Genomic DNA, 24647 nt, shown 5'->3' with positions numbered 1-24647 from the left:
AAGCGCCAGCCCCTTTCGAGGCTGGCGATGCGGGATCTATGCCTGCCTCTGCTCAGCCTTTCGACGCTTTATCGAGGAACAGCTGCGACATAGCGGTCGGCTGCACGCCTGCCACGCCCTTCGCGGTTGCCGTCAGATAGTCGTAGAAATAGCCGAAGACGACCGGCGTTTCCTCGAGCAGCAGCTTCTGGATCTTGCCGGCGGTGGCCTTCTGCGCCTCGAGGTCGAGGGCGCCGATATAGCTCGCCGCCATCTGGTCGTAGTCCTTGTTCTTGAAGTGGGCGGCATTCCAGGTGCCGTCGCTCTTCAACGGTGCCGCGAGATAGACGTTGGGCACGCCGCGGTGGCCGTAGTCGGTGATGCCCATCGCCGAGTCCAGCCAGTTCGACTTGCCGAACACGGCATCGCCGTAATACGCGCTCTGGTCGAGGATGTTGAGCTCGAGCTCGATGCCGATCTCCTTGACCCAGTTCTGGATCAGCTGGGCGTATTCCGGAATTTCCAGATAGCGCTCGGTGGTCAGCGTCATCTTGAAGCCCTGGGCGAGGCCGGCCGCTTCCATCAGCTGCCTGGCCTGGGCGATATCCTGCTTGCGCTGCGGCACGCTGGTGTCGGTCGAGGGGTAGACGGCGGCGAACGGGCTGTCGTTGCCGAGCGCCGAGCGTCCCTTCATCAGGCCGGCGGCGAGCTTCTCGCGGTCAAGGCAGAGCGCGATGGCGCGGCGCACGCGGGCGTCCTTCGTCGGGCCTTCGTCGCAATGCATATGCAGCTGCTGATGTGCCGACGACTTCAGGCTGATGATGTCGACATTCGGGTCGTTGAGCACGGCGACGCCCGCCAGCACCGGCATCTGGTTGATGATGTCGATCTGGCCGCCCTGCAGCGCCAGGATCTGCGGCTGGATGTCGGTGAAGAAGGTGAATTCGGTGCGGTCGGGCAGGGCCTTCTCACCCCAGTAATCGTCGTTGCGCACGAAGGAGGCGCCGACCTTTGGCGTGTATTTCTCCAGCTTGAACGGTCCGGTGCCGTCGAAGCTCTGTTCGTAGCCGCCCTTGTAGCTCGCCGGGATGATGACGGCATTGTAGTTGTCGGATGAGACCATGTAGGGGAAGTTGCCGTTCGGCGCGTCGAGATGAAATTCGACCGTGTAGTCGTCGACCTTCTTGGTGTTGCCCTTCTGCAGGATGCCGGTGAACACCGACAGCGCGTTGGACGAGTTGGCCGGATCGGCGAGCCGGTCGATGCTGGCCACCACGTCTTCGGCCTTCATCTCGCCGCCCGAGTGGAATTTGACGCCCTTGCGCAGCGCGAAGGTCCACACCGTGCCGTCGGCATTCGGCTTCCAGCTTTCCGCCAGCGCCGGCTTCAGCACGAGGTCCGGACCGTCGACGCAGAGGAATTCGGCCACCTGCTGCATGACGAGCAGGCCGCCGGCGTCGGCGATGGTGACGGGGTCGATCGCCGCCGCCGGCACGCTGCTGCCGACGCGGATGGTGGCACCGGGCGCGCCGGCGCGAGCGAGCGAGGGCGCCGCGCCGAAGCCGGCGGCCATGCCGATACGGCCGAGCAGCGGCAGCGACAGGCCGAGCAGGCTGCCATGGCGGACGAATTCGCGGCGGCTGAGGCGGCCGTCGACCAGGCCGTCGATGAGGTGGTTTTCGAGTGGCGTGCGGCCACGCCGCAGGAGATCGAGAATGCGATAGTTCTTGCTCATGGGTCTAAGCCCTTTCCCCAGTTGTTGTGGTTGGCGAGTGCATTCAATTTGCGAGTTCCGTGGAGTTCTCCGGTCCAGGCACTCGGTATCGGTCGATGTACAGTAACATGCGGTTCCGACCGGTCCATCCGCTCGTTGGGACGGAAAAGTCAGATTTTCTTGATGAATTGTCTGTCGGCAAGGCGACCCGTGGCCGCCTTTTTCCCGATAAATCCTGCTTGCTTTTCGACCTCCCTCCTAATTCAGCGGCAGTCTGCGGAAAGTCCCGGGTTTTTCCGGGTCGTGATATTTGTTGCAGGGCCCGTTCTCGACGAAATCGCGATGGCAGGCGGCAAGCTTTTCCTGCGACAGCGTCACCCCGAGGCCATGGCCTTCCGGCACGGGCACAACATTGTTCCTCGGCGCGAACGGACCTTCCTCGATGATGTCCATCGGCTGCATGCGAAACAGCGACTGGTTGGGCTCCCTGATCCAGCCGAGCGCGGCGCACAGATGCAGGTAGCAGGCGCTGCCGATGCCGGTGTCGCCGCTGTAGCACCAATAGTCGATGCCGGCATGCTCGCAGGCGCCGACGAAGCGCAGCATGCGGTTGATGCCGCCATGCGCCGTCGGGTTGCCGACGAAGGCGTCGGGTACCTTGAGCTCCATGGCGCGGGCGATGTCGATGTTGTGGGTCGAGAACGGGATCGAGGTGTGGCGGCGCAACTCGCGCATCTCCTCGATGGTCGCCACCGGATCCTCCCAGTTGCGCACGCCAAGCTCTTCCAGCGGCCGCGCCAGCCGCCTGGCGGTCGCCAGCGAATAGGCCTGGTTGGAATCGATGCGGATCATCGCCGCGTCGCCGAGCTTTTTGCGGATCAGCTCGACCATCGTCAGCGACACTTTCGGGTCCTGCGTCGAGAACTTGCCCTCGAAGAAGGTCGTGCCGTGGCGCTCGTGGAGTTCGACGCAGTAGTCGGCGACTTCTTCCGGTGTCTTCTCGCCCTTCACCTTGGCGCCGTCGCCGCGCAGCGAGAAATAGTCGGTGAAGGGGATTTCCTTGCGCACCGCGCCGCCGAGCAATTGGTAGATCGGCTGCTTCCAGGCTTTGCCGCGCAGGTCCCACAGCGCCATCTCGATGGCACCGAAAGCCATGATGCGGGTGCGGTCGTTGATCGACTGCACGCCGCTCCAGAACGGCAGGCAGACTTCTTCCGCGCCGGCGATGTCGAAGGCGTCGCGGCCGGTGAGTCGGGTTGCCAGCACGTCGTTGATGACGGCTGCCGCGCCCGGCGTCGGCGCCTCGCCGATGCCGACGAGCCCGTCCTCGGTTTCGACCTCGACGATGGTGGGCGAGAAGCCGTCGAGCTCGCCGAAGACCCAGATATAGGGGGCCTCCAACCGGTAGTTGATCGGTGTCGCCTTGACGCGCCTGATCTTCATGTCAGCCGACCTCGAAGAAGGGTTCGCCGAGCAGGCTGGGGTCCACGTCGATGCCGAGCCCGGGGCCGTCGGGAATTCCCATATGGCTGCCGGTCACCGGCGGCACGTTCATGGCCGTGCGCACCGTCACCCATTCGTGGAAGGCGATCGCATGCAGCCGGCGCTCCGCCGGCGTCGACAGCGACAGATGCGCCATCGCGGCGGTATCGATCTCGGCGCCGCCGGTGTCTTCCACCGTGATCATGAAGCCGAGATCGACGGCGACGTCGCGGATCAGCCGTGTCTGCGTCACGCCGCCCAGCCGCGAGATCTTCAGCGTCAGCCCGTCGGCGGCGCCTCGGCGGTGGATTTCCAGCATCTCGCCCAGTGAGGTGACGGATTCGTCCAGCACCATCGGCTTGTCGAGCATGCGGCGCACCGACATGTTCTCATCGAGCGTCGTGCAGGGCTGCTCGAACGTGTAGTCGATCGACCGCGTGGCATCGGCGAACTGGCGCGCCTGATAGGGCGTCCAGCCGGCGTTGGCGTCGCAGAAGATCACCGTGCCCTTTGGCACCGCGGAGGCCACGGTCGTCACGCGCTCGATGTCGTCGTGCACATTGCCGCCTACCTTGACCTGCAAGCGGCGGCAGCCTTCGGCAATGATCCGCTTGGCCAAAGCCGCCATCTGATCGAGCGTGCCGTGGGTGACGACCCGGTAGGTCTCCGCCATGTCGCTCTCGCGGCCGCCAAGCATGGTCACCAGCGGCACGTCGGCCGCTCGCGCCGCCAGGTCCCAGCACGCCATGTCGAGCGCCGACTTGATATAAGGGTGGCCCTTGAACACCGTGTCCATCAGCCGGCCGATGCCGGCAAACCCACGCGGATCCTGGCCGATGAGATGCGGCGCGATTTCCGGCACGCCCGCGCGTGTCCCCGCCGGGAACGCGGCCGAGTAGAAATTGCCGAGCGGCGCCATCTCGCCCCAGCCGGTCACGCCGCTGTCCGACGTGATGGCGACGATCACCGCGTCGAAGCAGTCGGCGACGCGCCCCTTCGACATGCGGTAGGGCCCGTCCACGAAGGGCTGCACGACATTATAGGCTTTGATGCTCTTGATCTTCACTGTGCTGTCCGCTGTCCGGGTCTGTCAGTTCTTCGATGCGCGCTTTTCGAGGCCGCGCGCGTAGGCAAGAAGCTCTTCGAAATCGAGGTCGATATGCTCGCGCGCATGGCGCTGGGCGGCGCGCATGTCGGCGCCTTTGAGCAGCGCCACATAGGTCTCGTGCACGTCTACGGCCGGAACCGGCTCGTTGCGCGCCCGCTGGTGCAGGGCGAAATACATCTGCAGCCGGCTGGTCAGGCGCTGCCAGGTCTCCAGCAGCACCGAATTGTCGGCCCATTCGTAGATCAGCCCGTGCAATTGCAGCGCCGTCTCGATCTGGCGCGTGGTGTCGACGGCGCGCGTCGCCTGTTTCACCGCTTCATGGCGGCGGTCGAGCTCGTCGAAGAAGCGCTGGTCGCGCAGCGGCCAGGTCCGCTCGATGGCGAATTCGTCCAGCACCTGGTTGAGCGAATAGGCATCGATGATGTCCTTGGCGGTGACCTCGATGACGAAGGTTCCGGCATAGGGGATGCTGGTCAGGATGCCTTCCTGTACCAGCTCGCGCATGGCTTCGCGCAGCGGCGCGCGGCTCACTCGCATCTGTTCGGAAATCCTGAGCTCGTTGAGCTTCTGCCCCGGTTCCAGCTGTCCGGTCAGGATGGCGCGCCGCAGCAGGGCGACGATCTCCGCCCTGCGCGTTGTATCCGCGATCGGACTGAAATCCAGCTTTGCCATAGGTCGACTCCCAAGAGGAATTTCTGCAAGACAAGCAGATTGTCGACAATCTAACAAGAGCCTATTTTTAGATCGAGGTTGGCAGGTACAGAGACCATCCTCAAGGTTATGCGTCAGGTTTCTTCAACAGCCTGTTAGGGATCATGATAAAAAGTTTGCATGCGATTTGGTTTCGCTTGTGAAACATCAACTTTAGGGGAAATAAATGTTTAAAGTGATCATTACCATTTTAACGGTTTGCGTCCTGCTTGGCATGTCTGCTGAATTGGTAACATCTTGGCATTCATCGAAATCTGGGCCTTTCAGTTATTTTCGAGATACGGAGGGTGGCGGAACGGATGGGCAAAAGGCGGTCCGAGCAATTAACTCATACTTCACAGAACCTCACTCAAGGGCTGAGGCAACCAGTTTTTTGACAAATGCTGGATTTCACTGTGACGCCAGTTGGGATAAGCCGCTCACCGCGAGAAAGGAGCAGCAATACAAAGTCGATCTTTCTTCGAGTATGATTTGCAGGTATGATTTTGGAAGATACTTTTTGTACACGCGATCATTGTTCGTGGACATAGCTTTTGATCTGAACGATGCAAGTGTCGTTCATGAGGTAGAGTGGAGCCTATAGAAAAGAAGAGCGGTGCAGGACAGTCGCACAGCGCGCAATCAGGCTTAGCCGTTCTCCCAAGAGCGTACCCGAAGGCCTAGCAGGCTGTTGAAAAAGGCACTCGCCACCGAACCGCAGCGGTGATTCACCTGGGCCCGAAGGGATTCGGAGGTGACGAGTGCGCGGCGGCGACGATCGAACTGGCGAACTGTTCAGCTACGTGGACCTTGAGGCCCGGGTTCGGCGCAATCATCCGTTGCGTGCGATCCGGACGATCGTGACAGAAGCCCTGTCGACGCTGGAGCGTGAGTTCGCGGCGCTGTATTCGCCGATCGGACGACCATCGATCCCGCCGGAGAAGCTGTTGCGGGCGATGCTTTTGCAGGCGTTCTATTCGATCCGCTCGGCAAGCCGGCCTCGATTTGAGCTACTGCCCCTCGATAGCTCACTTCACATGGAGTGGATGTGACGAGATGGATGAAGTCACAGGCGATGGCCATGCCGAATTGCTCGACGACGGCTCGATCGAGATCACATTCGCCTACCACAACGGCGACGAGGCCATCCTCAAGGCTATGCGTCAGGCTTCTTCAACAGCCTGTTAGGTCCGTGAGCACCGGAAGCGCAGAAAACGCCGGCAGATGGCCGCCAGAGTAGAATTTCCAAACTGTCTCAAGCCGCCCGTCCGTAGAAGCCGACCCGCTCCTCGTCGGTGAACATGACGCCGGGACGTTCATAATAGGAGAACACCGCGATCATGCGCTCGCGATTGCCTTCGACGGTGGTGACGCGGTGTGCGGTGTTCTTGCCGCGGAAGACGTTGAGCGTGCCGGCCTTGATGCGCAGGATCTTTGCCTCGGGATCGCGCCCCTCGAGCAGCTTCGCCACGCCGTCATAGTTCGGGTCGCTGTCCGAGCGCAGGTCGGTGCGGTATTCGAAGTCGCCGCCGATTTCCGGGGCCTGCAGCAACAGCGTCGTGGTGAATTCCGAACGGTCGAAATGCCAGTTGAGCGCTTCGCCGGCGCGGTAGCCCATGACATTGGCGCGGGCCAGCGGATCCTGCATAACGTGCAGTTGCGGCTTGTCCATCGTCGCCGCCAGGAACCGCACCAGCGGCGCGTATTCGTAGATCGACAAAACGGTGCTGCCCGGCATCTGGTCGGCACAGACCGTGTGGCTGATCGTCTCGACCTTGCGCAACGCCGGATGATCCGGCGCCAATTCCGGGATCGACGGCTTGAAGTAGATGTTGTGCATGCGCTTGTGGACATGCGAGCGCGTGTCCATCACCGGCCGAATCTCGGCGACCGCCTTTTCGGCAATGCCGGGGCGCAGGAACCCTTCGAGATTGAACATGCCGTTTGCCGCGAGCGCGGCCTTGGACTCGTCCACCAGCCGCTGCCATTCGGCACTGCCTTCCCGGTCGAGCGGGTAGCGGTCCAGGTCGAGAATGTTTTCGAGCATAGCGTCCTCCGAAATCCTGTGATCACTACACGCCAAGGAAATCTTTGCCGCAACGTGGAAAATTGTTAGGGTTGGGCAAGAAAATCTTTTGAGGGCAAGCGTGGACAAGCTTCCTCCTTTAAATGCGATGCGGACCTTCGAGGTCGCGGCCCGCGCCGGCAGCTTCACGCTCGCCGCCACCGAGCTCGGTGTCTCGTCGGCCGCGGTCAGCCAGCAGATCCGCAACCTGGAAGACTGGTTCGGCAAGCAACTCTTCATGCGCAACGGCAATCGCATCGCGCTGACCGATGCCGGCCACGCCATCTATCCGCAGACGGCGCATGCGCTGGGCGAGATCGCGGCGGTCGGCCGGCGCATGCTGGAAGGCGGTTTGCGCACGCGCCTCGTGGTCAGCGTGCCGTTCTCGCTGGCCGAGCTTTGGCTGGCGCCGCGGCTGGCCGTGCTGCTCGACGGCTTTCCGAATATGGCGATCGACGTCCGCGTCGAGGACGATCCAGTCGACGTGGTGCGCCAGAACATCGACCTGCGCATCTCCTACGGCGATTACCACTATCCGGCGCTCAAGATGGTGCGGCTCGTTCATGACGAGGTGCTGCCGGTCGCCGCGCCCGACTTCTGGCAGCGACATGGCAACGGGGCCGCCGGCCTGGCGGACGTGCATGAAAGCCACTTCATCCACACCAATTGGGGGCCGAACTATGCCTCGCATCCGAGCTGGGCGGACTGGTTCGCCGCCGCCGGCGGCAGCCGCGCGCCGGACCCTTCGCATGGCCGCCGCGTCGGCCTCTCCAGCCTGGCGATCGGCGCCGCGCGATTGGGGCTGGGGATTGCGCTGGGGCAACGGATCATGGCGAGCGCCGATCTCGGAGCAGGCCGGCTCATCGCGCTGTCTTCCGTCTCCGTTCGCCTCGGCCAACCCTATTGCGCCTTCATGCTGCCGGCGAAATCGGAACGTGCCGACATCGCCGGGCTCGTGGAGCTTCTTGGAACGAATGAGCGCTCATAGCAAAACGGCGCCCTCGACGTGGGTGTCGAGGGCGCCGTCGGACCGGAAACTGATGGGGGTTATCAGCTGGCCGGTTTCGGTTGCGGCAAGGGAGAAACCGGCATTCCGGGTCCGATCTTCTGCAGATTGCCCGTGATCACCTGGTCGGTCTCGGATATGCCGGAGGTCACGGAAATGAGGTCGCCGTCGGTGGGCCCAAGCGACACCAGCTTCTGGTCGACGGTGTTGCCCTTGCCGATGACATAGAGGTACTTGCCGAGCTGGCTGGAACCCAGCGCCACCTGCGGCACCATCAGCGTGTTGGGCTGTTCCTTCACATGCAGCCGCACCCGCACATATTGCCCCGGCAGCAGCGTGAACTTGGCGTTGCCGATCGTGGCGCGCGCCGTGATCGTGCCGGTCGAATGGTCGATCGTGTTGTCGATGAAGGTCAGCTCGCCCTTCTGGCTGGCCTGGGTCTCGCCGGGCAGGAGCACGTCGACGGCGATCGGACCATTGGCCTTCGCCTGCTCGATCTGGATGAGATCGGTCTCGCTCGGATTGAAGGTCACATAGATCGGGTCGAGCTGCACCAGCGTGTTGAGCACCGTGCCGGCGACGCTGACCAGCGTGCCGACCGAGGCCTGGTTGCGGCCGATACGCCCAGGGAAGGGGGCCTTGATCTCGGCATAGCCGAGGTTGAGCTCGGCCGTCCGCACCGTCGCCTGGTCGACGGCGAGGGCGGCTTGCGCCGTGCGCAGATTGCTGGTGCGCTGGTCGAAGCTGTCCTTGTCGAGGTAGCCGGCCTTGGCAAGATCGGTGCCGCGGCCAAGATTGGACTTGGCATATTCGAGCGTCGCGCTATCGCGCTGCACCTGGGCCTTCGCCTGGTCCAGCGCGGCCTGATAATCATCCGGCGCGATGCGGTAGAGCATGTCGCCCTGCCTGACGTCGCTGCCGTCGGCCGCCGTCTGCTCCTGCAGATAGCCCGGCACGCGCGCCTGCAGCGTGATGCTGCGGATCGACTCCACCCGCGCGGCGTAGTTGAGATAGATCGGCAGCGTCTTCTTGACGACATTCACCACCGGCACCGGCATCACGAAGGCTGCCGGCGCGGGCGCCGCGCCCGCCGAGCCGCCGCTGAGATTGCCCATATCGAGCAAATGCACGCTGGCCACCGAGATTGCGCCGAGCGCAACGGCCGTCCCTAAAGCGATTTTCCATTTACGCATTTTGGTCTCCAATCCTATTCGGCCGCCTGGGCGAGCTGAAGCGCCGGCTCGGCGGTCGGTTCAATTTCTTGCTGCTGGGGGGCGTCGTGGTGTCCCCTGGCTGGTTCCTTTTCGCCACGGCGTTCGCGCAACTGCTCGATCACCGCGTAGAAGACAGGCACGAACACCAGCGACAGGATGGTCGCCGCTACCATGCCGCCGAAGACGGTGGTGCCGATCGATTGCCGGCTGGCAGCACCCGCGCCTGTCGCGAACATCAGCGGCAGCACGCCGAGGATGAAGGCAAAGGCCGTCATCAGGATCGGCCGCAGCCTGAGCCTTGCCGCTTCCATCGACGCCTCGACGATGGTCAGGCCTTCCTCGCGCCGCCGTCTTGCGAACTCGACGATCAGGATCGCGTTCTTCGCCGCCAGGCCGATCAGCATGACGAAGCCGATCTGCGAGTAGACGTCGATCTGCATGCCGCGCAGCAAAAGCACGACGAAGGCGCCGAACAGAGCAAGCGGCACGGCGAGCAGCACCATGAAGGGCATCGCCCAGCTTTCATACTGCGCCGCCAGGATCAGGAAGACGAAGACGATCGCCAGCCCGAAGACCACCGAGGCGATCGATCCAGCCTTGAGCTCCTGATAGGTGATGCCGGTCCATTCGTAGCCGAAGTCGCGCGGCAGCACATTTGCAGCCGCCCGCTCCATGGCCGCCACCGCCTGCCCGGACGAGAAGCCTGGGGCAGCGCCGCCATTGATCAGGGCCGAGGCATTGTTGTTGTAATGCGGCACGGTCTCCGGACCGACGATCGGCACCAGCTTGCCCAGCGTGCTCAGCGGCACCATGCCGCCCGAGGCGTTGCGCACATAGAGCCTGGAGATGTCGGTGGCGTCGGCGCGCGCGTCCTTGTCGGCCTGGATGGTCACACGGAAGGTGCGGCCGAACAGGTTGAAGTCGTTGACGTAGAGCGAGCCGAGATAGATCTGCAGCGTGTTGAAAACGTCCGGCAGGTTGAGGCCGAGCAGCTTCGCCTTGCTGCGGTCGAGGTCGTAGTTGAACTGCGGCGTCGAGGTCGAGAAGGACGAGAACAGCTGCTGCGGATTGAGTTCCGGCTGCTTGCGCGCCTCGGCCAGCAGCGCCTGGGTGACGTCGTTCAGCGCAGCGCTGCCGCGACCCGACAGGTCCTCCACCTGGAACTCGAAGCCACCGGTGGTTCCGATGCCCGGGATCGAGGGTGGATCGAAGGAGAGCGCGAACGCATCCGGCATCTGCAAGAGCTTGCCGCGCACCTGTTCGACCAGTTTCGAGGCGCTCTGGTCGGGGCCGCGTTCGTCCCATGGCTTCAGGATGGCGAATTCCACGGCCGAGTTCGACTGCGCGGCGCTGGTCAGGAAGTTGAGGCCGCTGATCGAGCCGACGATGTCGACGCCTGGCGTGTTCTGCAGGATGTCGCGCGCCTTCTGCGCCACCGCGTCGGTGCGCTCCAGGGAAGCGCCGTCCGGCAACTGGATGACGACGAAGAAATAGCCCTGGTCCTCCACGGGAAGGAAGGTCGAAGGCAATTTCTGCCAGACGAAATAGGTGGCGACGAGACCGGCCGCGAACAGGCCGAGCATGATCCAGCGCAGCTTGATCAGGATGCGCACGCCATGGGCATAGGCATGCGACAGCCAGTCGAAGCCGGCGTTGAACCAGCGAAACAGCACGAACTGCGTTTCGCCGCGATGGCGCAGGAAGGCGGCGCTCAGCGCAGGCGACAGCGTCAGCGAGTTGAAGGCCGAAATGCCGACCGAGATCGCCACGGTAAGCGCGAACTGGTTGTAGAGCCGGCCGGAAACGCCGGGGATGAAGGCGACGGGGATAAACACCGCCATCAGCACCGCGGTGGTGGCGATGATCGGTCCGGTCACCTCGGCCATCGCCGCGCGCGTCGCGGCAAGCGGCTTGAGCCCGGCCTCCAGCTGTCGCTCGACATTTTCGACCACCACGATGGCGTCGTCGACGACGAGGCCGATCGCCAGCACCATGCCGAGCAGGGACAGCATGTTGAGCGAGAAGCCCAGCATGTACATGATCGCCAGCGTCGCGATCAGCGAGACGGGAATGGCGATGGTCGGGATGATGGTGGTGCGCCAGCTCTGCAGGAAGATGAACACCACCGCCACGACCAGCACCAGCGCTTCGCCGAGCGTGATCAGCACATCATGCATCGAGGCCGACACGAAGCGCGTCGTGTCGTAGTGCATGGCGTAGTGGACGCCCTTCGGGAAGCGCTGCGACAGCTCCTGCATCTTGTCCTTGACCCGCTGCTGCAGGTCGAGGGCGTTGGAGCCGGGCATCTGGTAGACGGCCAAAACCACGGTCGGGTCCTTGCCGAAGAAGGCGGAGGAAGAATATTGCAGCGCGCCGAGCTCGATGCGGGCGACGTCGCGCAGCCTGACCAGCGAGCCGTTCTCGGAGTTGGCGCGCACGACGATGTCGCCGAATTCCTTGGGATCGCTCAAGCGGCCGACGGCATTGACCTGCATTTCAAAGGCGGTGCCGGCGGGCGCGGGCGACTGGCCGATCTTGCCGGCCGCGACCTGCACGTTCTGTTCGGCGATCGCGTTCTGCACGTCGACGGCGGTGATGCCGAGATTGGCCAGCTTGTCCGGGTCGAGCCAGACGCGCATCGAATAGCGGCGCTCGCCGAAGATCTGCACGTCGCCGACGCCGGGCAGGCGCTTCAGCGGATCGACCACCTGCAGATAGGCGAGGTTGCTCAGCGCCACCGGATCGACGGAGCCGTCCGGCGATGTGAGGTCGACGATCAGCACGAAATTGGGGTTTTGCTTCTTGATCGTCACGCCGCCTTGGTTGACGATGGCGGGCAGGGAGGATGCCGCTTGGCTGACGCGATTCTGCACGTCGACCGCCGCCGTGCTGAGCGGATAGCCGACATCGAAGGTAATGGTGATGGTGGACGAGCCGTCATTCGAGCTCGTCGACGACATGTAGGTCATGCCTTGCACGCCGTTGATCTGCTGCTCGAGCGGCGTGGTGACCGTATCGGCCACGACCTGCGCGCTGGCGCCGGGATAATGGGCGCTGACCACGACTTGCGGGGGCGTGATGTCGGGGAACTGCGAGACCGGCAAAAGGAAATAGGCGATCGCACCGGCGAGCACCATGATGATGGCGATCGCCGACGCGAAGATCGGACGGTGGATGAAGAAGTTCACCATGATGCGGACGCCTCGCCGAACGGTTTTGCGAAATGGCGCAGGCGCCGGGTCCGGCCGGAGCCGGGATCCTCCAGGAAGGATGGCGCGATGTTGTCCGGCGCCTGGTCAGCCGCGCGCGAGCGCAGCATCCGTTCGAAGGCTTTGGGGTCGACCCCGTCAGCCTTCATCACCAGCCGGATCATCGGATCCCGGATGGCTTCGTCGATCGTCAGGTCTTTGCGCTTTTGCATAGGAGTGGCTCCTTGCCCGGCCCGCATCGATTGATCACGGACCGCTTTTTCTCGTTCTTCACCGGCCGAAGCCGCATGACAGGCAGGTTTTGTGTCCTATCTCACTCTGGCAGGGCTATCGGAGGGCCTTGTCGTTTGACGGCGAGTGATATAGGTGTTACCAGTAAGTAACATGCTGGAAGTTACAGACCGGTAACACCCTAGTCAAGAGGTGGCGACGGTTTTTTTGGAAACGACGAAAGGAGATCATGATGACTGACGGCGTCGCGGAGCGTTCCCGCCCCCGGGATCGAATCCTGGAGACGGCGCAGGACATGTTCCACAAGCACGGCATCAAGGGTGTGGGCGTCGACGCCATCACCGAGGCTGCCGGCACCAACAAGATGACGCTTTACCGTCACTTCGAGTCGAAGGACGAACTGGTCATCGAATGCCTGCGCGCCACGGCGGCGAAGGCATCGAGGATCTGGGACGAGTTCGAGGCCCAGCATCCCGGCGACAAGCTCGCCCAGCTGCATGCATGGGTTCAAAAAGCTTCGGAACTGCTCAGCGCCGACAGCCGCGGCTGCGACATGGCCAATGCCGCCGTCGAGCTTACCGAGACCGATCACCCGGCAAGGCGCGTCATCAAGGAGCTGAAGGAGGCCCAGCGCGAGAAGCTGGTTGCGCTTTGCCGCGACGCCGGCATCGGCCAGGCCGAGCTTCTCGCCGACACGCTATCGCTGCTGCTCGAAGGCGCGCGCGTCTCGATGCAGAGTGTCGGCGCCGAAGGCCCGAGCGCGCAGTTCGTGCGCATGGCCGAGAGCTTGATCGTCTCGTTCCGGGTGCGCTGATCGCGCTGCTCACGGAGTTCCCCTTATCCGGCCGCTTCGCGGCCACCTTCTCCCCGAGGGGAGTCTCCTCTCCCCTCGGGGAGAGGTCGGATTGCCCGAATTGCTTTGCAATTCGGTTTGGCAATCCGGGTGAGGGGCTGGTGCGCCTCCAGGTCACGCTGTTCGGGCAAAGAAAAAGCCCGCTGCCGGGAGGAGGTGGCAGCGGGCTTCGATTTCGAATACGGCACGGGAGGAGGTGTACCGTATCCATCGTCGGCATCACATCTGGGAGGAGGAGACGGCCGACACCCAAATAGATACGGGGTGCCTAACGATTCGGCAATTGCGAAACGTGCATAGCTGCTGTGCAGAATTGCCGGATCAATCGTCAGACAAATCCACAACCAGCCGTTGGCGGCGGGCGCCTGCTACTGCACAGGCACGTTTTCCTTGAAGATCAGCCGCGGCTCGATGAACTTTTTCGTCAGATAGGGTGCCGAGGAGGCGATCGAGCCCAGCAGGCGGATCACGGACTGCTCGGCGATCAGCCGCGCATTCTGGTCGATGACGACGTCGGCGAGATCGTCGACGAGATAGCGCCGCGTCTCCTTGGTCAGATCGTGGCAGATGAAGACCGGCTTCCTGCGCGGCTTGACCTCGAGCAGGGCCTTGGCCACGCCGGAGCGTCCGGCGCCGACGCAATAGATGCCGAGCAGCTCCGGTTCGTTGTGCAGCGCTTTGATGGTTGCGCTGTAGCTGGCGTCCGGGTCGTCATTACTCTCGGCGGCACTTGAGACGGTGAGGTTGGGAAACTCCTCGCTCAGCACCGAACGAAAGCCCATCTCGCGCTCCTCGTGGCCGCGATAGGAGCGTGAGCCGACCACCATCGCCAGATGCCCGGTGCGGCCGCTCAAGAATCTGCCCATCAGCAACGCCGCCGTGCGACCCGCCACTCGGTTGTCGATGCCGACATAGGCCGAGCGGGGTGCTGCCGGCACGTCCGAGATCAGCGTCACCAGCCTGATCCCGGCATCGACCAGCTCGCGCAGGATGTTGCGCGTGCGCGGGTGGTCGACGGCGATGACGCCGACGCCATTGGCCTTCAGCGACAGATTCTCCGCAGCACTCTGCAGCGCGCCAGGTGAGATACCGGCAAGGTTATGGATGCGGCAGGAAGCGACCAGGGGCAGGCGCGCGGCGTAGTCCTCGATGTGATGGGCGAGATCGGCCATGAAGGCGTTGGACCCGATCGGCAGGAAGAATTCGAGATGCGCCGGTTTCGACGGCAGCACGACCTGGTCGAGCGTCGGCAGATAGCCGAGCTGCTTGGCAGCCTCCATCACGCGCTGCCGGTTGGCCGCGCTCGCGCCTGGGCGGTTGTTGAGCACCCGGTCGACCGTCGCGGTCGACAGGCCGCAGCTCCGGGCGATGTCGGTTACGGTGGCTTTCATGGGTCCAGTCATAGGATGGAATGCGAGCCCCTATCAGGCCAAATCAATACCGGTCGATCAACGCCAGGCCAAATCAGCCATGCTGCTGCGGGCCGTCGGAAATCGCGTCCTTGATCTCCTTGTCCGACATGCCGGTGATGACGCGCTCGACCTCCGCGACGGTCGTCTTTTTCGGATCGATGTCGTCGGCCACCACCTTGCCCCGGCGCATCACCACGATGCGGTCGACCACCTGGAAGACGTGATGGATGTTGTGCGCGATGAAGATGCAGGAATGGCCGGAATCGCGGGCGCTGCGCACGAAGCTCAGCACCCCTTGCGTCTCGGCGACGCCGAGATTGTTGGTCGGCTCGTCGAGGATGATGAGATCGCTGTCGAAATGCATGGCGCGCGCGATCGCCACGGCCTGCCGCTCGCCACCCGACAGCGAGCCGATCGGCGTCGTCGGCGGGATGTTTTTGGTGATGCCGACTTGCCTGAGCAGGTCGCGCGCCACCGCGTTCATCGCCTCCTGGTCCATGCGGTTCAAGAAGCGCGGCGCTTTGATCGGCTCGCGCCCCAGGAACAGGTTGCGCGCGATCGACAGCTGCGTGACCAGCGCCGAGTCCTGGTAGATCGTCTCGATGCCGTGCGCGATCGCGTCGCTGGTCGAGCGCAGGGTCACTTTCTTGCCGCGGATGAAGATGTCGCCGCTGGTCAATGGCACGACGCCCGACAGCACCTTCATCAACGTCGACTTGCCGGCGCCGTTGTCGCCGAGCAGGCCGACGATCTCCTTTTCGTTGACGTGGAAATTGGCGTCCACCAGCGCCTGCACGCGCCCGTAGGACTTGCGGATATTTTCCATGCGAATCAGGGGCTCGGCCATCGTCTTAAGTCCCTGCCTGGTGCCGGCGTTCGAGCCATGAATGCAGCGCCATCATGCCGAGGATGATCGCGCCGATGAAGATGTTGTAGGCAAGGCCTGGCACGCCGATCAGCACGATGCCGTTGCGCATGACGCGCAGGATCAGGATGCCGAGCACCGTGCCGATGATGGTGCCGCGCCCGCCGGTCAGCGCCGTGCCGCCGATCACCACCATGGCGATGACCTCGAGCTCGTAGCCGGTGCCGCTGTTGGGGTTGGCGGCGGACGTGCGCAGCGACGAGATGACGCCGGCAAGCGAGGCCATCACCGCCGACAGGATGAACAGGCCGACCTTGACGCGGTTGACGTTGACGCCGCGCGCGCGGGCCGCGTTCGGATTGCCGCCGGCGGCCTGGATCCAGTTGCCGGTCCGGCTCTGCGTCAGCACGTAGCCGAGCACGATCGCGGCACCGATGAACCAGAACAGCGAGGCGTAGACGCGGAACGGGCCGACATAGAAGTCGCCGACCAGGATGTTCGCAAGCCAGCTGCCTTCGGCGCTCCAGGTGCGCTGCGGAAAGCCGTCGGTGATGAACAATGCCGTGCCGCGCACGACCAGCAGCATACCGAGCGTCACCAGGAAGGACGGGATCTTGAGCTGCGTGACGAACCAGCCATTCACCAGTCCGATAACGGCCGCGACCAGCAATGCGATCAGCAGGCCCACTTCCAGCGAGGTGACGCCGCTGTTGTAGAGCGTCCACATCAGCACCGGCGAGAAGCCGAACAGCGAGCCGACCGAAAGGTCGAATTCGCCCGATGTCATCAACAGCGTCATCGCCAGCGCGATCAGGCCGAGCTCGACGGTGAAGGCCAGGATGTTGGAGATGTTCTGCGGCGACAGGAAGTCGGGATTGATGCCCCAGAAGACGACGAGCTCGACGATGAGCAGCACCAGCGGTCCGAATTCCGCTCGCGCGATCAGGCGTTGGATGAAGGAACGGTTTTCCATTGAACCCGCGACAAAAGCGCGGCCGTCCGATTGGGACGGCGCGGGGAGAAGAAAAACGGCCGCGACAGGGCGTCGCGACCGTTCGCTTGAGGGTTATTTGCCGGACAGGATCTTGTCGTAGACGCCGGCGGTGTCCTTCTCATAGAGCGCGCCGGTGATGACGTTGAAGCCCGGAGGGATGCCGCTGGCAGCCATGTTGGCCATCGACAGCGCGATATAGCTGGTCGCTTGCGGATCCTGCCACTGTCCGGCGTTGACGTAGCCGTTCAGCACTTCCTGCGTGGTGTCGAGCGAGTTGCCCCAGCCGACGACCGGGATTTCGCCCGGCTTCACGCCGGCCTGGTCGAACACGCGCTTGATCGAGCCGGTGACGAGGTCGCCCAGGCCGATGATCGCCTTCACCTTGCCCTTGTGCGCGGTGAGGTAGTCGACCATGCGGTTGATCGCTTCGGCTTGGTCGAGCGTCGCCTCGGTCACCTCATAGGTGATGCCGGCCGGCTCGAACACGCTCTTGATGCCTTCCTCTTCCTGCACGCCATAGGTGGCGCCGGGGATCTCGACCGGCATCCAGACGAAGTCGCCCTTCTTCACCAGGCCCTTGTCGACCAGATACTGTGCCCAGTGCTTGCCGAAGGTGACGTTGTCGCCGCCGACATAGGCATTGAAGTTCGCTTTCGGATCGGGCGTGTTGAAGTTGATGATCGGGATGTTGGCCGCGCGGGCCTCCTTGACGATCTCGACGAGGCTGCCCGGATCGGGGCTCGTTGTGGCGATGCCGTCGGCCTTGGCCGCGATCGCGGCGCGCACGGCCTCCTGCTGGGACGCGACGTCGCCATTGTGGAACGAGGTGTTGACGGTGTTGCCCGTGTCCTTGGCCCATTGCTTGGCCCCGGCCAGGAAGTAGGTCCAGACCGGATCGGCCGGGCCGCCATGCGAAATCCAATAGAACGTCTTGGCCTGAGCCATCGCCGGAATGGCGATGGCCATGATCAAGCCAAGCGCGAGCAGTCTTAGCCGCGAAAGCATTCGATTTCCTCCCATGTTGAAACTCTCCTCCTGGATCAGCGCAATGCGGGCCTGGGACCGCATCTCCTGCCAGCGCCGACCGGAACGTCTAGAGCATTCTCTTTTTCGGGCGGTGGCAAGCCTCCATCGCCAGTGGATGTTGGCACAGGCGCGCACGCCATCAGCAATCCCATCAGATTGCATCAGCTGCGGCGATTTTTCTGTGAGGGCGCCGGGCCTCAGCCGCGCTTGGCCGCCTGCCTGCGATCAGCGCGATGGCTGCGCCAGATCCTGCCCAGCCGGTCGACCGCAAGTGCTGCGACCAGCAGCACGCCGACCGCGAAACTGGTCCATGCGCTGGCGATGCCAAGCAACGCCATGCCGCTCAAAACGACCTGGATTACCAGCGCGCCGATCGCCGCCCCGACGACGCTGCCGTGGCCGCCCGACAATCGCGTGCCGCCGATCAGCGCCGCCGTTATGGCGAACAGGGCGAAGTCATTGCCGTCGGCGGGCGCGATCGCGCCTTGCGCGCCAAGATGAATGACGCCGGCGAGCCCCGCGACCGCGCCCATCAGCGCCAGCGCCATCAGCCGCACGGTGGCCGTTGCGATGCCGGCATCGGCGGCCGCTTCCGGATTGCTGCCGGTCGCCTGCACGCGGTAGCCGAAGCGCGTGCGGTGCAGGACGATGTGCAGCGTGAGCGCCAGCAGGACGAAGATGACGACGCTTGCCGGCACCACGCCGAAAGCCTTGCCGGAAAGCGTCGAGAAGAAACCGCCGTCGTCCGCCGGCGGGGTGATCGCTTGTCCTTTGCCAACGACCGACGACAGGCCGTAGGCTATCCACCAGGTGCCGAGCGTCACCGCGATAACCGGCACCCGCAATGCCTGCGCAAGCAGGCCGTTGACGAGGCCGATGCAGGTGCCGAGCGCGACGCCGGCGAGCGCCGAAAGCCAGGGATCTATTCCGGCTGCGATCAGGACTGCCGCGACGACCGCCGCAAGGTGGAACACGGCGCCGACCGACAGGTCGATCTCGCGCAGCGAAAGCACGAACACCATGCCGATGGCGGCGATGCCGGGAAGGGCGGCCTGCTCGATCAGCGCAAACAGATTGGCGGGTTCGAGGAACGACCGCTGCAGCCAGCCAAGCAGCCCGACCAGCACAACCAGCGCGACGACCACGCCGGCCTCGGCCGGCAACCGGAAGCTCGGCTTCGTCTTCGGCGTCGCCGATCCGGCCAGGCGCGGGCTGGTGTCGGCAGTGGTCATGCGGCGTTCCTTTGGCTGGTCGTTGCCGGCTCGGGTGCAGGTGCCGCCGTGTCGCCGGTGATCAGCTTGCGAAGAGCCGCGGCGTCCATCTCGGCGCCGGCGACTTCACCGGCGATCCGGCCGTCGCGAAAGGCGAGGACGCGGTCGCAAAGTCCGGCCAACTCGGACATTTCGGTTGAATGCAGCAGCATGATGCAGCCGCTGGCGGCCATTTGCCGGATCAGCCCGTAGATCTCCTGCTTGCTGCCGGTGTCGATGCCGCGCGCCGGCTCATCCAGCAGCACGACCTGCGGACCGATCTCCAGCCATCTGCCGATAGCCACCTTCTGCCGGCCGCCCGTGGACAGGGACCCGGCGAGCTCGTCGCTTCCGCTTCGAATGCGCAGCGCCTCGACCTGCCGTGCCGCGCGCTCGGCCGCTGCCTTCGGCGAATACCAGCGACGGCCCCAGTCGCGCGCGCCGACCACCACGCTGGAGAGGTTGAAGGCGATGGATCTGTCGGCCATCACGCCGGCGTGGCTGGAGGTCAGGCAGATGCCGCGCCGCGCGGCCTCGGTGCGGGTCCTCGGCAGGCCATCGCCGTCGGGGAAACGCACCTTGCCCTTGCGCGCCCTGCGGTGGCCGAACAGCATGGCAAGGACGTCCGACGCACCGGAGCCGGGAAGGCCGGCGAGGCCGATGATCTCGCCCCCGCGGGCGCTGAACTCGACGCCCGCGAGCCGGCCGCCGCTCAGGCCGGAAACGGTAAGTTGCGGCCGCAGCGTGCCGGCGAGGTTCGACAGCGATCGCAAGGGCAGCGGGAAGAGCGTCAGGCCCAACTGGCCGATCATCGCTTCCTCGGTCGCCGTCAGGTCGGAGCGCGGCTTGGAGAGCACGTCGCGGCCGTTGCGCATGACTGTGACCTGGTCGGCGAGCGCGAGCGCTTCCTCAAGCCGGTTGGTGAGATGGAGAATGGTCATGCCACGCGCTTTCAGCTCGCGCAGCACCGCGAACAGCCTGTCGCGCTGGTTTCGGTCGAGCGCCTCGCACGGCTCGTCCAGCACAAGCAGCCTCGGATGTTCGAGCAGTGCGGCGGCGATGCCGACGAGTTGCCTTTCGCCGGGATCGAGCTCGCCGAGCGGCGCGCCGACATCGACCGCGAGACCGAGCTGGCGCAGCAGCGCAAAACTGCGCGCCCTCATCTCGCGGCGCGAGACCAGGCCGCTCTGCAACGGCTCGCGATTGACGAACAGATTGGCGAGCACCGGGCGGTCAGGAAACAGAGCGGATTGCTGCTGCACCACCGCTAAGCCGTGCTTGCGCGCCGTGTTCGGGCTGTCGATGGCGACCTTATGGCCGTCGATTTCGATCGCGCCGCCATCCGCGCCCTCAATGCCGGCCAATATCCTGGCCAGAACCGACTTGCCGGCGCCGCTTTCGCCGACGACGGCATGGATCGTGCCCCGCTCCGCGGCAAGGCTCATGTCTTCGAGCGCGACAAAGCCGCCAAGGCGCTTGGCGAGGTTGCGCACCGAGATCAGTGGCGAATCTGACATTCAGGCGGCCCCCCGACCGCGATGCGATCTTGGAGCGGATCGCGCCCGTAGTCACCTGTATTTCATAAAAAATTACGCTGATGGCAGCCGGCCTCGCCGACGTCGTCAGAGAAGGCCCGCTCTGGACAGGTCGCGCATCAGGTGGCTGGCGCCGTAGGTCCAGTGCGGGCAATCCGGCGACAGGCGCACGCGGTTGGTGAGCGCGCCGAGCTTTTCCGACGAGATGGTGACGATGTCGCCGACCTTGTGAGTAAAGCCCTTGCCCTTTTCGCCGCGATCCTTCGAGGGCACGAACATGGTGCCGAGATAGAGCGCCAGCCCGTCGGGATACTGATGATGGGGTCCCATCGCCGCCTTGACCAGCTCTTCCGGCGAACGGCTGATTTCCGCCATCGAGCTTGCGCCCTCCAGCGAGAAGCTATCCTCGCCTTCGACGCTGAGCCGCACCGTCGCGCGCTTCACATCGGCGATGGAAAACGTCTCGTCGAACAGGCGGATGAACGGCCCGAGCGAGGCGGAAGCATTGTTGTCCTTGGCCTTGCCGAGCAGCAGCGCCGAGCGTCCCTCGACGTCGCGCAGATTGACGTCGTTGCCGAGCGTGGCGCCGACGATGCGGCCGGAACCGTCGGCGATCATGGCGATCTCCGGCTCCGGATTGTTCCAGGTGGAGACGGGATGCAGGCCGACATCGGCGCCGAAGCCGACGGAGGCCATCGGCTGGCATTTGGTGAAGATCTCGGCATCCGGGCCGATGCCCACCTCCAGATATTGCGACCAGGCGCCGCGCTGGATCAGCTTGGCCTTGATCTCCATGGCTTCGGGCGAACCGGGCTTCAGCTTCGACAGGTCATGGCCGATCAGCCCTGCGATGTCGGCGCGGATGGCGTCCGCCTTTTCGGCCGAGCCGCGTGCCTGCTCCTCGATGACGCGCTCGAGCAGGCTGACGACGAAGGTGACGCCGGAAGCCTTCACCGCCTGCAGGTCGACGGGCGAAAGCAGGATCGGCTTCTTCGCATCGCGTTTGTCTTCGAAACTGTTCGCCGCGATGTCGGCGAGCGAGCCGATCGCCTTGCCCTTGGCCGAGCGCACATAACCGGCCGGATCCTTCAGTTCGCAAAGGTCGCGCACCGTGGGCGCCGCGTTCGAGGTGATATCGATGACCTGGCTCTCGCGTACCGTGACCACCAGCGGATGGGAACTTTCGCTTGTCCTGGCGCGGCCAACGAACATTCCGTCGGCGGGCAGGCGGGTCGGATCGGTCATGGTGATGCTTCCTCTCGGTTTTTTCGCGCGCGGCACTTTTCCCCGATTTCGTGGAAACGTCTATCCCGCCCGCCGCAACATTTATGGCCATCGGTATGCTGTCACACAGCCATGGCCGGACTGGCCCATCGAAGCGACCTTTCAAATTTGTGAAATCGACAATAGGATTTTCACGAAGCTCCAGCGCCGAGGTGACCTCTTGCCCGTAGCCTTTTCCGATCCGATCTGGCGAAAGCCCAAGGCAGTCCCGGCATTTCAGTCCGGATTGTCGAGCGGCGGCACGCTGGACGCGGTCATCGTCGGCGGCGGCATCATGGGCCTTTCGACGGCGCTGCATGCGGCACGCGCCGGCCTTTCGGTGCAAGTGCTGGATGCCGGCGCGATCGGGCAGGGAGCTTCGGGCCTCAATGGCGGCCAGGTCATTCCCGGCCTCAAATACGACCCTGAATGGCTGCTCAGGCATTTCGGCAAGGAGCGCGGCGAAGCCCTGGTGGAATTCACCGCCGCGACGGCCGACGCGGTGTTCGATTTGATCCGCAACGAGAAGCTGGCCGTGCCGTTCACGCGCAATGGCTGGATCCAGGCGGCGCACACCGAGACCGCTTTGACGGCGGCGGCCAACCGCGATCGCCAATGGCGCTCGCGCGGCGCCGACGTCGAGCTGCTCGACAGGGCCGGGATCGCGGCGATGACCGGCGCCAGGGGCTATCTCGGCGGCTGGCTCGACCGCCGTGCCGGCGTCATCGATCCGCTGTCCTATACACTCGAACTCGCCCGCGTCGCCTCGGCCGCCGGCGCCAGCATCGCCGAGCAGCAGCGAGTGGTGAAGCTCTCCAAGGAAGCCGGCGTCTGGCGGGTTTCGACCCAAAGCGGCACCGAATTGCGCGCCAAGGCGGTCGTGCTTGCCACCAACGCCTATACGGATGGGCTGCTGCCCGGCCTCGCGCAGACGATCGTGCCGCTGCATTCCTTCCAGATTGCCACCGCGCCGTTGCCAGCCGACCTTGCCGCAACCATCCTGCCGGGCGGCCAGGCGGTTTCGGATTCCCGCCGCATCCTGATCTATTACCGCCGGAGTCCCGACGGTAGGATGGTGCTGGGCGGCCGCGGCCGCATGGCGCTTCCTTCACGCGCGGCGGATTGGGCGCATTGCGAACGCGCGCTCATCCGCCTCTATCCGGCGCTCGCCGGCGTCGCCGTCGAAAAGCGCTGGTTCGGCCGCGTGGCGCTGACGCCGGATCACTTGCCGCATCTGCATGAGCCGGAGAAAGGCTTGCTCGCCGTCGTCGGCTGCCAGGGCAGGGGCGTCGGCCTGATGAGCGCGCTGGGCAGGCGCATGGCAAACTACCTTGCGAGCGGTGACGCCGGGCAATTGCCATTTCCCTTGTCGCCGATCCGGCCGATCCCGTTCCACGCATTCCGCCAGGTCGGCGTCGCTGCTGCAATCACCTGGTACCGCATGCTCGACGCATTCGAGCGTTGAGGCCGAACGCGTGCGGCGCACAAGCGATTCAGCTTGCGATTCAGCTTGACAGTTTCATGAATATGAAAAAGCATTAGTCGATTTCAAAAATCCGATGGACAGTTCGATGTCGTCGACCATCGCTCCAACACTGCCATTGCCGGAAACCCGCATCTCGCCGGCGTTCCGCTTCGCCATGCTGCTGCCGGGCGGGCTGGTCACCTTCTTCCTGATCCTGTTCGCGCTCGGCCTCGTGGTCTTCCTCGCCTTCAGAGGCAATGACGGCTCGCTGCTCGGCATTGGCCTGACGGCGGAGAATTTCGTCACCGTCGCCACCGACCCACTCTATTGGACGGTGACGCTGCGCTCGCTCGTCATCGCCGGCCTGGTGACGCTCGCTACCGTCGCCACCGCCTATCCGGTCGCCTATTACCTCGCCTTCCATGCCGGCCGCCGCCGCAACCTGCTGCTTTTCCTGGTCACGTTGCCTTTCTGGACCAGCTATCTCTTGCGCGTCTTCGCCTGGAAGATCGTGCTTGCCTATAATGGGGTGCTGAATTCGGCCTTCATCGAGACCGGCCTCTGGTCCGAGCCGACGCTTGCCTTCCTCAACACGCCGGCGGCGGTGGTCGTCACGCTCGCCCACGCTTACGCGCCTTTCGCCATCCTGCCGATCTATGTGGCGCTGGACACGATCCCGAAATCGCTGCTCGAAGCCGCCTCCGACCTCGGCGCGCGGCCTTTCACCAGCTTCCGCCGCGTCGTGCTGCCGAACTCCATGCCGGGCGTGCTGGCGGCCGCCCTCGTCGTCTTCGTGCCGACGGTCGGCGACTATGTCACGCCGGCCATGGTCGGCGGTCCGGCCAGCACCATGATCGGAACGTTGATCCAGTCGCAATTCGGCAAGGCCAATGACTGGCCGTTCGGCGCGGCCTTGTCGGTCTGCGTCATGCTGGTCATCCTCTGCGTGGTTCTGGTCGCGCGCGGCGTCGACCGCCGGTTTGGCAGCCGCACATGAGCGCGCGCACCGACATCAATTCAGGCGGCGGCTGGCTCGGCCTCTATGTGCTTGGCTATCTCGTCTTCCTCTATCTGCCGGTGCTTTTGATCCCGCTGTTTTCCTTCAACAACTCGATCCAGGCGGCATTCCCGCTGCGGGGTTTCACGCTTGACTGGTACCGCACGCTCTACGGCAATCCGGCGCTCTCCGGCGCCTTGGCCAACAGCCTGGTCATCGGCCTCATCGCCGCCTCCGGCGCGACGCTCTGCGGCATAACCGTCTCCTATATGGACCTTTACGGCCGTTC

The 24647-nt window shown here is 64.3% G+C and carries 20 protein-coding genes and 2 pseudogenes; 7 read left to right on the top strand and 15 right to left on the bottom strand.

Annotation, left to right across the window (positions count from 1 at the left end; translation table 11 throughout):
- Positions 1 to 52: 52 nt before the first annotated feature.
- From FJ471_RS03440 to FJ471_RS03425, 4 genes are all read right to left on the bottom strand, one after another.
- Positions 53 to 1714 carry an ABC transporter substrate-binding protein gene (locus FJ471_RS03440; RefSeq protein ID WP_140801762.1) on the bottom strand — a complete coding sequence of 554 codons (1662 nt, stop codon included), beginning with the start codon at positions 1712 to 1714 and terminating at the stop codon, positions 53 to 55.
- Positions 1715 to 1951: 237 nt separating this feature from the next.
- Entirely contained in the window at positions 1952 to 3136 is a 1185-nt protein-coding gene (locus tag FJ471_RS03435; protein ID WP_140801761.1) for a mandelate racemase/muconate lactonizing enzyme family protein, read from the bottom strand.
- A 1-nt stretch (position 3137) separates the two neighbouring features.
- Positions 3138 to 4241: a mandelate racemase/muconate lactonizing enzyme family protein gene (locus FJ471_RS03430; RefSeq protein ID WP_140801760.1), complete on the bottom strand. Its 1104-nt coding sequence runs from the start codon at positions 4239 to 4241 to the stop codon at positions 3138 to 3140.
- A gap of 24 nt (positions 4242 to 4265) precedes the next feature.
- Positions 4266 to 4955, bottom strand: a complete 690-nt coding sequence (locus FJ471_RS03425) for a GntR family transcriptional regulator (RefSeq protein ID WP_140801759.1) — start codon at positions 4953 to 4955, stop codon at positions 4266 to 4268.
- 779 nt (positions 4956 to 5734) lie between these two features.
- Here FJ471_RS03425 and FJ471_RS03420 point away from each other — a divergent pair.
- Together FJ471_RS03420 and FJ471_RS35505 are read left to right on the top strand one after the other, a co-directional pair.
- Positions 5735 to 5962, top strand: a pseudogene (locus FJ471_RS03420) (transposase); the annotation flags it as partial.
- 67 nt (positions 5963 to 6029) lie between these two features.
- Positions 6030 to 6161 (top strand): hypothetical protein, encoded by a 132-nt coding sequence (locus FJ471_RS35505; protein WP_281408498.1) that lies wholly within the window; start codon positions 6030 to 6032, stop codon positions 6159 to 6161.
- Between the two features lie 67 nt (positions 6162 to 6228).
- Here FJ471_RS35505 and FJ471_RS03410 read toward each other — a convergent pair whose 3' ends face one another.
- Positions 6229 to 7020, bottom strand: a complete 792-nt coding sequence (locus tag FJ471_RS03410; protein WP_140801758.1) for a 2OG-Fe(II) oxygenase — start codon at positions 7018 to 7020, stop codon at positions 6229 to 6231.
- Positions 7021 to 7120: 100 nt separating this feature from the next.
- On the opposite strand from FJ471_RS03410, the gene FJ471_RS03405 reads away from it, so the two are divergent.
- Complete coding sequence (locus FJ471_RS03405) at positions 7121 to 8026, top strand: LysR substrate-binding domain-containing protein (protein ID WP_140801757.1); 906 nt, start codon at positions 7121 to 7123, stop codon at positions 8024 to 8026.
- A gap of 62 nt (positions 8027 to 8088) precedes the next feature.
- On the opposite strand, the gene FJ471_RS03400 is transcribed toward FJ471_RS03405, so the two are convergent.
- The 3 genes from FJ471_RS03400 to FJ471_RS03390 are packed head-to-tail and all read right to left on the bottom strand — an operon-like array spanning position 8089 to position 12679.
- Positions 8089 to 9237, bottom strand: coding sequence for an efflux RND transporter periplasmic adaptor subunit (locus tag FJ471_RS03400; protein ID WP_140801756.1), 1149 nt, complete (start codon positions 9235 to 9237; stop codon positions 8089 to 8091).
- 14 nt (positions 9238 to 9251) lie between these two features.
- A complete protein-coding gene (locus FJ471_RS03395; RefSeq protein WP_140801755.1) occupies positions 9252 to 12449 on the bottom strand; it encodes a multidrug efflux RND transporter permease subunit in 3198 nt (1065 codons plus the stop codon).
- Positions 12443 to 12679 (bottom strand): hypothetical protein, encoded by a 237-nt coding sequence (locus FJ471_RS03390; RefSeq protein ID WP_140801754.1) that lies wholly within the window; start codon positions 12677 to 12679, stop codon positions 12443 to 12445. The genes FJ471_RS03395 and FJ471_RS03390 overlap by 7 nt, the downstream gene beginning before the upstream one ends.
- Before the next feature lie 251 nt (positions 12680 to 12930).
- Between FJ471_RS03390 and FJ471_RS03385 the strand changes: the two genes are divergently transcribed.
- A complete protein-coding gene (locus FJ471_RS03385; protein ID WP_140801753.1) occupies positions 12931 to 13512 on the top strand; it encodes a TetR/AcrR family transcriptional regulator in 582 nt (193 codons plus the stop codon).
- A gap of 407 nt (positions 13513 to 13919) precedes the next feature.
- Here FJ471_RS03385 and FJ471_RS03380 read toward each other — a convergent pair whose 3' ends face one another.
- The 7 genes from FJ471_RS03380 to FJ471_RS03350 all read right to left on the bottom strand — a co-directional run bounded on the left by FJ471_RS03380 (position 13920) and on the right by FJ471_RS03350 (position 21878).
- Positions 13920 to 14942, bottom strand: coding sequence for a LacI family DNA-binding transcriptional regulator (locus FJ471_RS03380; RefSeq protein WP_140801752.1), 1023 nt, complete (start codon positions 14940 to 14942; stop codon positions 13920 to 13922).
- A gap of 73 nt (positions 14943 to 15015) precedes the next feature.
- The gene (locus FJ471_RS03375) at positions 15016 to 15810 is read right to left on the bottom strand and encodes an ATP-binding cassette domain-containing protein (protein ID WP_140801751.1); all 795 of its coding nucleotides are present in this window, start codon (positions 15808 to 15810) and stop codon (positions 15016 to 15018) included.
- A gap of 4 nt (positions 15811 to 15814) precedes the next feature.
- Positions 15815 to 16801 carry an ABC transporter permease gene (locus FJ471_RS03370; RefSeq protein WP_140801750.1) on the bottom strand — a complete coding sequence of 329 codons (987 nt, stop codon included), beginning with the start codon at positions 16799 to 16801 and terminating at the stop codon, positions 15815 to 15817.
- Between the two features lie 93 nt (positions 16802 to 16894).
- Positions 16895 to 17827, bottom strand: coding sequence for a substrate-binding domain-containing protein (locus FJ471_RS03365; protein ID WP_140801749.1), 933 nt, complete (start codon positions 17825 to 17827; stop codon positions 16895 to 16897).
- A gap of 218 nt (positions 17828 to 18045) precedes the next feature.
- Positions 18046 to 19080 (bottom strand): ABC transporter permease, encoded by a 1035-nt coding sequence (locus tag FJ471_RS03360; protein WP_140801748.1) that lies wholly within the window; start codon positions 19078 to 19080, stop codon positions 18046 to 18048.
- On the bottom strand, positions 19077 to 20615 hold the full coding sequence (locus FJ471_RS03355; RefSeq protein WP_140801747.1) for a sugar ABC transporter ATP-binding protein: 1539 nt from the start codon (positions 20613 to 20615) through the stop codon (positions 19077 to 19079). The genes FJ471_RS03360 and FJ471_RS03355 overlap by 4 nt, the downstream gene beginning before the upstream one ends.
- A gap of 105 nt (positions 20616 to 20720) precedes the next feature.
- Positions 20721 to 21878 (bottom strand): fumarylacetoacetate hydrolase family protein, encoded by a 1158-nt coding sequence (locus FJ471_RS03350; RefSeq protein ID WP_140801746.1) that lies wholly within the window; start codon positions 21876 to 21878, stop codon positions 20721 to 20723.
- Between the two features lie 199 nt (positions 21879 to 22077).
- Between FJ471_RS03350 and FJ471_RS03345 the strand changes: the two genes are divergently transcribed.
- The 3 genes and pseudogenes from FJ471_RS03345 to FJ471_RS03335 all read left to right on the top strand — a co-directional run.
- Positions 22078 to 23361, top strand: a complete 1284-nt coding sequence (locus FJ471_RS03345; protein WP_140801745.1) for an FAD-dependent oxidoreductase — start codon at positions 22078 to 22080, stop codon at positions 23359 to 23361.
- Positions 23362 to 23467: 106 nt separating this feature from the next.
- Complete coding sequence (locus FJ471_RS03340; protein WP_140801744.1) at positions 23468 to 24358, top strand: ABC transporter permease; 891 nt, start codon at positions 23468 to 23470, stop codon at positions 24356 to 24358.
- A pseudogene (locus FJ471_RS03335) lies at positions 24355 to 24647 on the top strand (ABC transporter permease); the annotation flags it as partial. The gene FJ471_RS03340 and the pseudogene FJ471_RS03335, both read left to right, overlap by 4 nt.

Source organism: Mesorhizobium sp. B2-7-1, assembly GCF_006440735.1.
In the GTDB taxonomy this organism is placed as follows: Bacteria; Pseudomonadota; Alphaproteobacteria; order Rhizobiales; family Rhizobiaceae; genus Mesorhizobium.
Note: the sequence above shows the minus strand (reverse complement) of the source record. Positions and strands in the feature narration are given on the sequence as shown.

Excerpts from the sequence above, each read along its gene's own strand:
- FJ471_RS03440 (WP_140801762.1), bottom strand. The coding sequence starts at position 1,714 with ATGAGCAAGAACTATCGCATTCTCGATCTCCTGCGGCGTGGCCGCACG.
- FJ471_RS03435 (WP_140801761.1), bottom strand. The coding sequence starts at position 3,136 with ATGAAGATCAGGCGCGTCAAGGCGACACCGATCAACTACCGGTTGGAG.
- FJ471_RS03425 (WP_140801759.1), bottom strand. The coding sequence starts at position 4,955 with ATGGCAAAGCTGGATTTCAGTCCGATCGCGGATACAACGCGCAGGGCG.
- FJ471_RS35505 (WP_281408498.1), top strand. The coding sequence starts at position 6,030 with ATGGATGAAGTCACAGGCGATGGCCATGCCGAATTGCTCGACGACGGC.
- FJ471_RS03410 (WP_140801758.1), bottom strand. The coding sequence starts at position 7,020 with ATGCTCGAAAACATTCTCGACCTGGACCGCTACCCGCTCGACCGGGAA.
- FJ471_RS03400 (WP_140801756.1), bottom strand. The coding sequence starts at position 9,237 with ATGCGTAAATGGAAAATCGCTTTAGGGACGGCCGTTGCGCTCGGCGCA.
- FJ471_RS03395 (WP_140801755.1), bottom strand. The coding sequence starts at position 12,449 with ATGGTGAACTTCTTCATCCACCGTCCGATCTTCGCGTCGGCGATCGCC.
- FJ471_RS03390 (WP_140801754.1), bottom strand. The coding sequence starts at position 12,679 with ATGCAAAAGCGCAAAGACCTGACGATCGACGAAGCCATCCGGGATCCG.
- FJ471_RS03385 (WP_140801753.1), top strand. The coding sequence starts at position 12,931 with ATGACTGACGGCGTCGCGGAGCGTTCCCGCCCCCGGGATCGAATCCTG.
- FJ471_RS03380 (WP_140801752.1), bottom strand. The coding sequence starts at position 14,942 with ATGAAAGCCACCGTAACCGACATCGCCCGGAGCTGCGGCCTGTCGACC.
- FJ471_RS03375 (WP_140801751.1), bottom strand. The coding sequence starts at position 15,810 with ATGGCCGAGCCCCTGATTCGCATGGAAAATATCCGCAAGTCCTACGGG.
- FJ471_RS03370 (WP_140801750.1), bottom strand. The coding sequence starts at position 16,801 with ATGGAAAACCGTTCCTTCATCCAACGCCTGATCGCGCGAGCGGAATTC.
- FJ471_RS03365 (WP_140801749.1), bottom strand. The coding sequence starts at position 17,827 with ATGCTTTCGCGGCTAAGACTGCTCGCGCTTGGCTTGATCATGGCCATC.
- FJ471_RS03360 (WP_140801748.1), bottom strand. The coding sequence starts at position 19,080 with ATGACCACTGCCGACACCAGCCCGCGCCTGGCCGGATCGGCGACGCCG.
- FJ471_RS03355 (WP_140801747.1), bottom strand. The coding sequence starts at position 20,615 with ATGTCAGATTCGCCACTGATCTCGGTGCGCAACCTCGCCAAGCGCCTT.
- FJ471_RS03350 (WP_140801746.1), bottom strand. The coding sequence starts at position 21,878 with ATGACCGATCCGACCCGCCTGCCCGCCGACGGAATGTTCGTTGGCCGC.
- FJ471_RS03340 (WP_140801744.1), top strand. The coding sequence starts at position 23,468 with ATGTCGTCGACCATCGCTCCAACACTGCCATTGCCGGAAACCCGCATC.